General features: G+C 72.1%; 11 protein-coding genes and 1 pseudogene. 7 read left to right on the top strand and 5 right to left on the bottom strand.

Features of this window, described 5'->3' with window-relative positions; all coding sequences use genetic code 11:
* The 5 genes and pseudogenes from NFU81_RS02480 to NFU81_RS02460 form a co-directional block, all read left to right on the top strand.
* Positions 1-267: pseudogene (locus NFU81_RS02480) on the top strand (DEAD/DEAH box helicase); the annotation flags it as partial.
* A gap of 265 nt (positions 268-532) precedes the next feature.
* Positions 533-1,507 (top strand): ArsR/SmtB family transcription factor, encoded by a 975-nt coding sequence (locus NFU81_RS02475; RefSeq protein WP_251484397.1) that lies wholly within the window; start codon positions 533-535, stop codon positions 1,505-1,507.
* Between the two features lie 108 nt (positions 1,508-1,615).
* Positions 1,616-2,539, top strand: a complete 924-nt coding sequence (locus NFU81_RS02470; RefSeq protein WP_251484395.1) for an ABC transporter substrate-binding protein — start codon at positions 1,616-1,618, stop codon at positions 2,537-2,539.
* A 2-nt stretch (positions 2,540-2,541) separates the two neighbouring features.
* The gene (locus NFU81_RS02465) at positions 2,542-3,423 is read left to right on the top strand and encodes an amino acid ABC transporter permease (protein ID WP_251484577.1); all 882 of its coding nucleotides are present in this window, start codon (positions 2,542-2,544) and stop codon (positions 3,421-3,423) included.
* Positions 3,420-4,211, top strand: a complete 792-nt coding sequence (locus tag NFU81_RS02460) for an amino acid ABC transporter ATP-binding protein (protein WP_251484393.1) — start codon at positions 3,420-3,422, stop codon at positions 4,209-4,211. Before NFU81_RS02465 ends, NFU81_RS02460 begins: the two co-directional genes overlap by 4 nt.
* Before the next feature lie 42 nt (positions 4,212-4,253).
* On the opposite strand, the gene NFU81_RS02455 is transcribed toward NFU81_RS02460, so the two are convergent.
* Positions 4,254-4,670, bottom strand: a complete 417-nt coding sequence (locus NFU81_RS02455; protein WP_251484391.1) for a winged helix-turn-helix transcriptional regulator — start codon at positions 4,668-4,670, stop codon at positions 4,254-4,256.
* A gap of 94 nt (positions 4,671-4,764) precedes the next feature.
* Here NFU81_RS02455 and NFU81_RS02450 point away from each other — a divergent pair, with 94 nt between their 5' ends.
* Positions 4,765-5,433, top strand: coding sequence for an NAD(P)-dependent oxidoreductase (locus NFU81_RS02450; protein ID WP_251484389.1), 669 nt, complete (start codon positions 4,765-4,767; stop codon positions 5,431-5,433).
* Positions 5,434-5,511: 78 nt separating this feature from the next.
* Here NFU81_RS02450 and NFU81_RS02445 read toward each other — a convergent pair whose 3' ends face one another.
* Together NFU81_RS02445 and NFU81_RS02440 are read right to left on the bottom strand one after the other, a co-directional pair.
* A complete protein-coding gene (locus NFU81_RS02445) occupies positions 5,512-5,922 on the bottom strand; it encodes a DUF2795 domain-containing protein (RefSeq protein WP_251484387.1) in 411 nt (136 codons plus the stop codon).
* A gap of 264 nt (positions 5,923-6,186) precedes the next feature.
* Positions 6,187-6,879 carry a nitroreductase family protein gene (locus NFU81_RS02440; RefSeq protein WP_251484384.1) on the bottom strand — a complete coding sequence of 231 codons (693 nt, stop codon included), beginning with the start codon at positions 6,877-6,879 and terminating at the stop codon, positions 6,187-6,189.
* Positions 6,880-7,087: 208 nt separating this feature from the next.
* Between NFU81_RS02440 and NFU81_RS02435 the strand changes: the two genes are divergently transcribed.
* Positions 7,088-7,549: a MarR family winged helix-turn-helix transcriptional regulator gene (locus NFU81_RS02435; RefSeq protein WP_251484381.1), complete on the top strand. Its 462-nt coding sequence runs from the start codon at positions 7,088-7,090 to the stop codon at positions 7,547-7,549.
* A gap of 28 nt (positions 7,550-7,577) precedes the next feature.
* Here NFU81_RS02435 and NFU81_RS02430 read toward each other — a convergent pair whose 3' ends face one another.
* Together NFU81_RS02430 and NFU81_RS02425 are read right to left on the bottom strand one after the other, a co-directional pair.
* On the bottom strand, positions 7,578-8,390 hold the full coding sequence (locus tag NFU81_RS02430) for a hypothetical protein (RefSeq protein ID WP_251484380.1): 813 nt from the start codon (positions 8,388-8,390) through the stop codon (positions 7,578-7,580).
* Positions 8,391-8,395: 5 nt separating this feature from the next.
* On the bottom strand, positions 8,396-9,094 hold the full coding sequence (locus NFU81_RS02425; RefSeq protein WP_251484574.1) for a response regulator transcription factor: 699 nt from the start codon (positions 9,092-9,094) through the stop codon (positions 8,396-8,398).
* Positions 9,095-9,842: the final 748 nt, after the last annotated feature.

Raw genomic sequence — 9,842 nt, 5'->3', positions numbered from 1 at the left:
CAGCACCGTGACGACCGGAGCGACGACCGCTCCACGCAGCACCGTGACGACCGGAGCGACGACCGCTCCACGCAGCACCGTGACGACCGGAGCGACGACCGCTCCACGCAGCACCGTGACGACCGGAGCGACGACCACCGCTCGGGGCACCACCGTGACGGCCGAGGCGACGACTACCGCTCGGGGCACCACCACCACGGCGCCTGGGGCAAGCACCACCGCCACGGCCACCGCTCGCACGGCCACCGCCACCACCACGGTCGCTGACCCGTACCTCTGCCGACAGGGCGCCCTCCGGTTCTCCGGGGGGCGCCTTCGCTCGCCGTGCTGCCCGGTGCGGATTCGGGGCGCCGACACCGTCGGCACGTGAGGTGACAGCCTGCCGGGTCCCCCCCGTGGTGACCCGGCAGCTGATCGCGGCGGAAGCCGCGAGTACACGATCGACTCCCGCCACCCCGGCGGCTAGGCTTTTGCAGCAGGACGAAAAGGCTCCAGCCCAGCACCGCCAGGGACCGCGCCCGGGGATGCCACGTTGATACGGATCCGTCTGACGACCGACGACCTCGAACGGCTGCAGGTCGCGGACGCACCTGACTTCGGATATGAACTGGCCCTGGGCGGGGCGCACATGGCCGACCGCGCCCCCGGCCGCCACCTTTCGGCGTGGCGCCTCGACGTCGCCCGCAGCTGGAACCCGTACCACAGCAGGCTGTTCGACCTGTACACCGACTTCTACCTGCCGGCGTTCTTCGAAGAGGCCGCGCGAACGGCACCGGCGCCGGTCGATCCCGAGTCGCCGCCCGCCGTCGCCCACCTGCGGGACCTGGCCCGGTCCGGGGCGTTGACGCCCTTCGCGCGGGGGCTTGCCGAGGGCCACCCCAGCGCGGCCACCGCTCTGGACCGGATGCTCTCCGGCCTGCGCGCCACCGCCCTCGACCCCTACCGCCGGCGCATCTCCTCCCTGGTGGCCACCGCGTCCGCGAGGGCGCGGACCCATGCCGCCCTCGGCGGCCCCGACGGGCTGCTGCGCTCCGTACATCCCTCCGTCAGCTGGGACGGCCGCCAGCTGCGGCTGAACACCATGGTCGACGCCGTGGAATCCCTCGAAGGCCGGCCGCTGGTCCTCCAGCCCTCCGCGCTGGCCACCAGGATCACCTTCAACCCGCTCGCCGACACGGTGATCATCAGCTACCCCGCGGCCACCACCGCCCTCACCCGGGACCCGGAACTGCACGCCGCGCCCCAGGCCCTGCAGTCGCTCCTGGGCACGACCAGGGCAACCGCGCTGGTCGCCGTGGTCAGGACGCCCGCGCTGACCACCGGCCAGCTCGCGGTGGCCCTGGCCGTCTCCCCCGCCGCGGCATCGCGGCACGCGTCCGCCCTGCGCGAGTCCGGCCTGATCGCCACCACCCGCAACGGCCAGACGGTCCACCACCACGCGACGCGGCTGGGCCTGGACCTCGCCCACGGGTCGAGCAACGCCGACCGACCGCAGCCTGGCGGATAGCGCACCGCGCGACCGAGCGGCGAAACATTGCGGACACAATGGTCCGCCATCCGGACAGCAGGCCGAATCGCGTGGACAGTGGCGCCGTCGCGGTGCCAAGGTCCGGCCATGCGTCCCGTGAATCCGCTGACTTCGAGCCGTCCGGCCCTCGCCGCGGCAGTCCTGTTCGCCACCACGGCCCTGGCCCTCGCCGGCTGCTCCCCGCAGGACGACGACTCGGCCGCCGGCACACCGTCGGCCGGCTCGGGCGGCGCGTCCGCCGCGACGGCGTCGACCGCCTCCTGCACCGGCGCCGCGCTGCCCACGCACACCGCGGGCAAGCTCACCGTCGGGACCGACAACCCGGCGTACGAGCCCTGGTTCTCCGACGACAAGCCGTCCAACGGCAAGGGCTACGAGTCCGCGGTCGCCTACGCGGTCGCCGAGCGGCTCGGCTTCGGCCCCGGCCAGGTGGTGTGGCAGACCGTGCCGTTCAACTCCGCCTTCTCCCCCGGCGCGAAGAACTTCGACTTCGACATCAACCAGGTGTCCGTCAGTGACGAGCGGAAGAAGGCGGTGGACTTCTCGCCGGGTTACTACGACGTCCGCCAGGCGGTCGTCGCCCGCAAGGACTCCCCGATCGCGAACGCCCGCAGCCTGGCGGACCTGAAGAAGGCCGCACTCGGTGCCCAGGTGGGCACGACCAGCCTCGACACCATCACCGACGTGGTGAAGCCGGACCGGCAGCCGGCCGTCTTCCAGCGCAACGACCTGGCCGTGGCCGCACTGAAGAACGGCCAGGTGGACGGGATCGTGGTGGACCTGCCGACCGCCTTCTACATCACCGGCGCTCAGGTGCAGGACGCCAAGGTGGTCGGGCAGTTCGCCTCGGCGGGCGGCCCGTCGGAGCAGTTCGGGCTGGTCCTGGACAAGGGCAGCCGGCTCACGTCGTGCGTCTCGGCGGCCGTGACGCGGCTGCGGACCGACGGCACGCTGGCGGCGCTGGAGAAGCAGTGGCTGTCGGACGCCGTCGGCGCTCCGGTGCTGAAGTGACGGTGCGGGACGAGGCCGTACCGGACGCGCCGGACAGCCGGTACGAGCCGTCCGCGCGGCGGCTCGCCCGCGAGCGGTACAAGCGGGAACGTACCCGCCGGGCCTTCGCGGTGGCCGCGGTCAGCTCGCTGGTGACCGCGGCCGTCCTGGTCGCGCTGATCGTGGAGTCCCCGGGCTGGCAGCGCACCAGGGAGACGTTCTTCGACGCCCACTACGCCCGTGTCGCGCTGCCCAAGGTGCTGGACGGGCTGTGGCTGAACCTGCGGCTGCTGGCGGTGTGCGGCGCCGTGGTGCTGGTCGCGGGGCTGCTGATCGCGGTGCTGCGCACGCTGCGCGGCCCGGTCTTCTTCCCGGTGCGCGCGCTGGCCACCGCGTACGTCGACTTCTTCCGCGGGATGCCGCTGATCATCTGCATCCTGGTATGCGTCTTCGGCATCCCCGCGCTGCGGCTGAGCGGCGTCACCCACGACCCGGTAGTGCTCGGCGGGTTCGCGCTCTGCCTGACGTACACCGCCTACGTGGCCGAGGTGTTCCGGGCCGGCATCGAGTCGGTCCACCCCAGCCAGCGGGCCGCCGCCCGCTCGCTCGGCCTGAGCAGCGCGCAGACCATGGGGTACGTGGTGCTGCCGCAGGCCGTGCGCCGGGTCGTGCCACCGCTGCTGAACGACCTGGTGTCGCTCCAGAAGGACACCGGCCTGGTGTCGATCGGCGGCGCGGTGGACGCGGTCTACGCAGCGCAGATCGTCGCGAGCCGGGACTTCAACTACACGCCGTATGTCCTCGCCGGGCTGATCTTCGTGGCGATCACCATTCCCATGACGAGGTTCACCGACTGGGTGGCGGCGCGGATGAACGGGCGCCAGGCGCAGGGAGGGACGACATGACCGCTGACGTCCTGTCCAAGGGTCCCGCGGGGCCGCCGCCGGACGAGCCGGTGCTGCGGCTGGAGGCGGTCCGCAAGACGTACGGCTCGGCGGTCGTGCTGCGCGACGTCGAGCTGGAGGTGCCCGCGCACTCCGTCACCGCGCTGATCGGCGCCTCCGGCTCGGGCAAGTCGACGCTGCTGCGCTGCGCGAACCTGCTGGAGGAAGTGGACGACGGGGCGATCTTCCTGGACGGCGAGGAGATCACGGACCCGCGGATCGACCAGGACGCGGTACGCCGCAGGATCGGCGTCGTCTTCCAGGCCTACAACCTCTTCCCGCACATGACGGTGCTCGACAACATCACGCTGGCGCCGCGCCGGGTGCACAAGGTGCCGCGGGACCGCGCGGAGGCCGACGCGCGGGAGCTGCTGGACCGGCTCGGGCTGGCCGGCCGGGCGGGCGAGTACCCCGACCGGCTCAGCGGCGGCCAGCAGCAGCGGGTCGCGATCGCCCGGGCGGTGGCCACCAGGCCGCGGCTGCTGCTGCTCGACGAGGTCACCGCGGCGCTCGACCCCGAACTGGTCGGCGAGGTCCTCGCGGTCATCAGGGACCTGAAGGACGAGGGCATGACGATGGTGATCGCCACCCATGAGATGGCGTTCGCCCGGGACGTGGCCGACCAGGTGTGCTTCCTGGACGCCGGAGTGGTCCTCGAACGCGGCGTACCCGACGAGGTGTTCGGCGCTCCGGCCGAGCCGCGCACCCGTGCGTTCCTGCGCCGGCTGACGGAGGCGGGCCGCCTGTGAGCCCCGGCCGGCCGTCTTCCTGGGCCGGCCCGGCGCCACGGCTCACCGGCCCGGGCCGGACGGCGGCGAGCGTCGCAGGAGCCGGGGTGCCGCCGGCGCGCTCTCGTGTGCCGCGCGGGCCGCGAGCAGCGCGGGCAGGTGGTCCCTGCTCCAGGCTCTCGCGGCCGCGATCAGGGAGAAGAGGCTGCGGCCCAGTTCCGTGAGCTCGTACTCGACGCGGGGCGGGTTCTCGTCGTAGGCGGTGCGGGTCAGCAGGCCGTCGCGCTCCATGGCGCGCAGCGTCTGGGTGAGGACTTTCGGGGTGACGCCGCCCAGGGGGACACGGAGTTCGGTGAATCTGCGCGGCCCTTCCTCAAGGCAGAGCACGACCATTCCCGTCCATTTGTCGCCGATCTGGATGGGCATGGCGCTGGACGGGCAGATGGGGTCGAACATTTCGGGATCCAGCGGGTTCGCCATGGTCGCGAAGGTAGCCCGGTATCTTTGAGGTAACCAGTATCCCGTGGATACCGTTCCTTGTCGGCGGCGAGATCCGCCGCCGGGGAGGTCACGCATGAGTGAGATCGTTGTTTTCGGGGCCGGCGGCCGGGCCGGGCGGGCGGTCACCGCCGAGTCGCGAGCCCGCGGGCACCGCGTCACCGCGGTGGTCCGCGCGCCGGAGAGGCACACCGGGATCGAGGCGGAGGGAGTTCGGGTCCTCCGCGGGGACATCAGGGACCCGCAGTCGGTCGCCGCGGTGAGCCGCGGCCAAGCGGCCGCGGTGCACGCGGTGAGCCCGTTCACGGGGCCCGAGCAGGGCTTCGCCGGCCTCGACCCCGAGTTCTACGTCAAGGCCGCCGACGCGTTGCTGCAAGGCCTCGCGGACGCACAGGTGCCCCGGCTCGTCGTGGTCGGCCTGTTCGCGAACCTCAGGACCGGCGACGGCGGGTCGGTGATGGACGATCCCGCGCTGTTCCCACCGGAGATCCGCCCCTTCGCCCGTGCTCACGAAGCCGGGCTGCGGAGGCTCGGCGCGGCGGAAACAGCGGTCGACTGGCTGGTGTTGACCCCGCCTGCCCTGCTGGAGGCGGATGCTCCCAGGACCGGCCGCTACCGCATCGGCGGGGAGACCGTCCCGGAGGCGGGCGCGGCGCACCTGTCGTACGCGGATCTCGCGGTGGCGCTGCTCGACGAGATCGACACGCCGCAGCACCACCGCACCCGCGTCTCGGTGTTCGACTGAGCCGCAGGGCTCTCGCCGCCCGGGCCGCGCGCGACGGCCGGCCTGGCCCCGGCGCGCGACTCGGACCCGGTGGGCGGTTCAGACCCGGTGGGCTTCCACGCCGTAGCCGAGGGTTCGCATGACGTCCTGCACATTCCGGTACTTCTCGTGGTCGGGCAGACCGCGAACGAGGTCGACGAGGCCGTCGCCCGCCTGGTGCCGGCCCAGCGCCTGCAGCAGGCCGCCCCGGTTCGCGGGGAAGCTGCCCGGCTCCAGGTGCCGGGCGAGCTCGCTGCGGACGTCGACGTCGCGCGGCGTCATGCCGGGCGGCACGCCGCCGCCGGGTCCCGCGGGACTCCAGTCCGTGACCGGTCCGGCGTCGCCGGACGGTATCGGCTCGAAGGCCTCCTCGGGCCGCAGCGCCCGGCTGGCGTTCAGCTCGCCCTGCATCTCGTGCTTGAGCTCGTCGTCCCGGGCGGACCCGGTCTTGTTGCTGCCCTGATCACCCATGGTGCATTGCCCTCCTGCTGGTGGCCCTACCTCGCGACGCCCGCGCCCGTCTCCGCCGGGGGGGCTGATTGCTGTGCGTTTGCCCCAGATGTCGCCCGGCACACATTTCGCTCGGCAACCCGACGTCTGCGCTGTTCAGGAGGGGTGCACCGGGCGCCCCGCCGGTCACGGAACCGCGTCAGTCGATCCAGGATCGGCGCGGGGAGTCGAAAGGGGGCCGGCAGGGCGCCCGGTGCACCTCATGGTCGACTTCCGGACCGCCCTCTACCAGGCACTCGACGACCGACCCGGGCCCGCGGCGGCGCGCTGCTCCCACTGCTCCCAGTGCAGGACGTGCTCGCGGGGGATCCGCGGGGCGGGCTTGAAGTCGGTGCCGACGGTGTGGGCCAGCGGGACGAACGCGGCCAGCATGACCTCGTCGTACGGCACGCCGAGCACCTCGGACAGCTCCCGCTCCAGCGGCCCCTGCGCGGTCGTCCAGGTCGTGCCGAGTCCGCGCGCCCGGGCGGCCAGCATGAAGCTCCACACGGCCGGCAGGATCGAGCCCCACGTCCCCGCCTGGACGGTCACGGAAGCGTGGTCGGTGCGCCCTTCCACGCCGGGGATGACGAACACCGGTACCCGGTGGATGTTCGCGGCCAGGTGCCGCAGGCCGTCGAAGACCCGCTCGGTGGAGCCCGCGTGGTAGCCCATGCGCCAGGCGTCGCGCTCGGTGAGGGGCTGCCCGGCGGCCGTCGCCAGAGCGCGTAGGAAGAGGTCGGCCACCGCGCGCCGCTGGGCGGGTTCTGTGACCACGACGAAGTGCCAGCGCTGCCGGTTGCGGCCGGTGGGCGCCTGCACGGCCAGGTCCACGCACTCCTCGATCAGCGAGCGCGAGACCGGCCGGTCGAAGTCGAGGCGCTTGCGGACCGCCCGGGTGGTCGACAGGAGTTGGTCGGGCGTCAGGTCCAGGGTCACGGGTCTTTCCTCTCCAGTCCTTCGCGGCCCGCGAAGCGGGCGCCGGCGCCGGGCAAGACCGTCCCCACTTCCGTCTGAGGACAGATCGTCTTGCCGCAGATGATTGGACCCTACAAAGCCGGACAGGGGGATGGCAAACAATCTGCGGACAGACGGATCCTGGTAGCGTGGCGGGTGATCGCGGGGAGCACGGAAGGACGTGGGGCGCATGGCACCCAAGGCCGCGGGCCGCGGAGCCGTCTACTTCCCCGGGCTCGCGGCGGAGCGCCTCGACATCGCGCTGTGCCGCGCGTCGGCACTCGTGGCCCGGGCCGCGGAGACCGAGGCGGCCGCGTCCGGGATCGGGGTCGGGCAGCATCTGGTGCTCAAGATGCTCGCCGAGGCCGGCCCCAGCTCGCAGCGGGTCCTGGGCGAGGAACTGCGCATCGACCGCAGCGTCATGGTGGGCATCTGCGACAGCCTGGAACGGGCGGGCCAGGTGCGGCGCGAGCGTGACGCCGACGACCGCCGTGCCTACGCCGTCACGATCACCGACGCCGGCCGCCGTCTGCTCTCCCGCGCCGAGGCAGCGGTCCCCGCCTTCCTCGACGACACCTTCGCGGCACTCACCCCGGCCGAGCGCGGGCAACTGTCCGCGCTGCTCGGCAAACTGCTGCAGCCCCGCCCCTGACGGGTGGCGGCCGCGCGCGGCCGACGGGTCAGGTGCGGCGCGGGTGGCGGGTGAAGTGGGCGTGCGGTGCCAGCTCGGAGTAGTAGGTGCGACCGCCGCGGGACCGGCGCGGCCAGCGGTGCTCGCTGGCGAGGCGGTAGACGGTGCCGACGGGGGTGTCCCACAGGCGGGAGATGTCCTGGGCGGTGAGCCAGCGCTCCTCCGCGGCCGCGTCGGGAAGAGCGCGGCGCAGCAGGGTCCACTCGGCGGCGGTCCACGAGTGGTCGGGGTCGGCGTCGCAGCGGATGCGCATGCGCTCGTCGAGACCGCCGTCGCGGAGCGTGGCGACGATCCGGCCGGGACAGTCGGGCTCGACGCAACCTCCCACCTGGACCCGGCGCACCGGTTCCGCGGCGACGGCGCGGCGGGCCGCCCGGGCGAGGCGGGCGACTTCCTGGGCGGCGTCGCCGGCGGCCGGGTGCGCCGCGAGCCACCGCAGGTGCCGCAGCAGGAAGCCCGCGAGCTGGTCGACCGCGCGCCGCGGGGCGCGCACCTCCCGCTGCTCGGCGACCAGGCCGCTCCACGCGCTGAGCGTGCCGAGGATCTCGGTACGCACCTCCACGGCGGTCGCGTTGATCGTCATGCCCGGCAGCGGGCCGCCCGAGGTGTGCTCACGCACCCCGCTGGGCACCGAGCCGCCCAGCGCGCGGCCGCACTCCTCGTACATGTGCGGCAGTTCCTCGATCCTGCGGGCCAGCAGGCGCAGGCACTGGGCGCACAGCCGCAGGCCGTCGAGCGCAAGGCCGGGGTCGGCGGCGTCCGAGCCGCGCCGGCATCCCTCGCACCACACGATGGTCCGCATGCGGCTCACCCCTGTCCGAGGCGGAAGCCGATGCCGCGGACGGTGACGATCCAGTCGCTGGAGCCCAGCTTGCTGCGCAGGCTGCTGACGTGCGTGTCGAGGGTGCGCCGGGACCAGGAGTTGCCCCACACCTCGCGCATCAGGTCGTCGCGGCCGAGCACCCGGCCGGCGCGGGAGGCCAGGGCGTGCAGCAGGTCGAACTCCTTGCGCGTCACGCCGATCTGCTGGCCGTCGAGGTGCACCTCGCGGGAGACCTCGTTGATGTTCAACTGGCCGTGCCGGATGATGTGGCTCGACGGGCGGGGGTGGACGCGTCGCATGATGGCGTCGGTCCGCGCCATTATCTCCCGTATCCGGTAAGGCTTCTGCAAAAAGTCGTCGGCGCCCGCCCGCAGGCTCAGCACGCAGTCGAGTTCGTTCTCGCTCACCGCGGCGGCGATCAGCGGGGTGGTGTCCACGGACCGTATGCTCCGGCACACCTCGAGGCCGTCGGCATCAGGAAGCTCAAGGTCAAGGATGATCAAGTCGACGTCACGCGCAAGACGCAGTGCGGCGTCCGCGGTCTGCACGTGCTGCACCTTATGGCCGTAGCGGCGTAACTGGTGGGCCAAGTGGTCGGCTTGGTCCACGTCACCCTCTGCGATGAGGATGCGCCAGGTCAGTGCCGAATATGCATTCGGAGTCTCGGATTCCGCCAGCCGCATTGCATGATCACTCACGACTCCCCCTCGTCTGAAGGTCCCGTAGTAAGCGTGTTCCCACCCTTGAAAGTAGAAACCTCTATGACCGCTTGTCAATGCCAAATGGTTCAGGATACCCGATTTACTCGATAGCTTCCCACGCCTCCCGCAAGACGGTCCATTGGACTCATTTCAGGGAGACGGTGACCCTATTGCTAAAGAGTTAACTGCAGGAAGCAAAACGGGCAGTCGGGTGCGTAAAGGAGAACACCTCGGCACATCCACCGGCTCCATCGTCGGGGGCGCCTTCTCTGAAACTCCGAAGGAGGACGGTGGCCGACCGGCGAACCGTCTCCGACAGCATCCGGAAACGCGGTCGCACAGGTACGAAAACCAAGTGGACGCCAAGACCCTGACAGCCGGCCGGAATCACCTCCCGGGGGGCGCGGTCCGACGAACCGGTTGCACGGGTACGGTGGCGTACGGGCCGCTCACACTGGCGCGGATGGCCATCTTCCCCCGTCCGGTCGTCACACTCGTGGCTCCAGTCACTGCTGCCACAAAGGCACTATACGACACGGCGCAGGTTTCCACGAGGCCGCCTCGACCGCCCCGGAGTAGCGCGGCTATCGAACTCCCACTCCCATCAGGGAGTTCATCTCCGCCTCTCCACCGAAGCCGTGAGCGGATCGACTGCGGGCGCGCAGCCGGAGTCACAGCACGCCGTCGACGGCGCCTGCGCGGGCTCACACAGGGGTTCGGCAGGGCGCCG

Source organism: Actinacidiphila cocklensis, from assembly GCF_907177275.1.
GTDB classification, from domain to species: domain Bacteria; phylum Actinomycetota; class Actinomycetes; order Streptomycetales; family Streptomycetaceae; genus Actinacidiphila; species Actinacidiphila cocklensis.
Note: the sequence above shows the minus strand (reverse complement) of the source record. Positions and strands in the feature narration are given on the sequence as shown.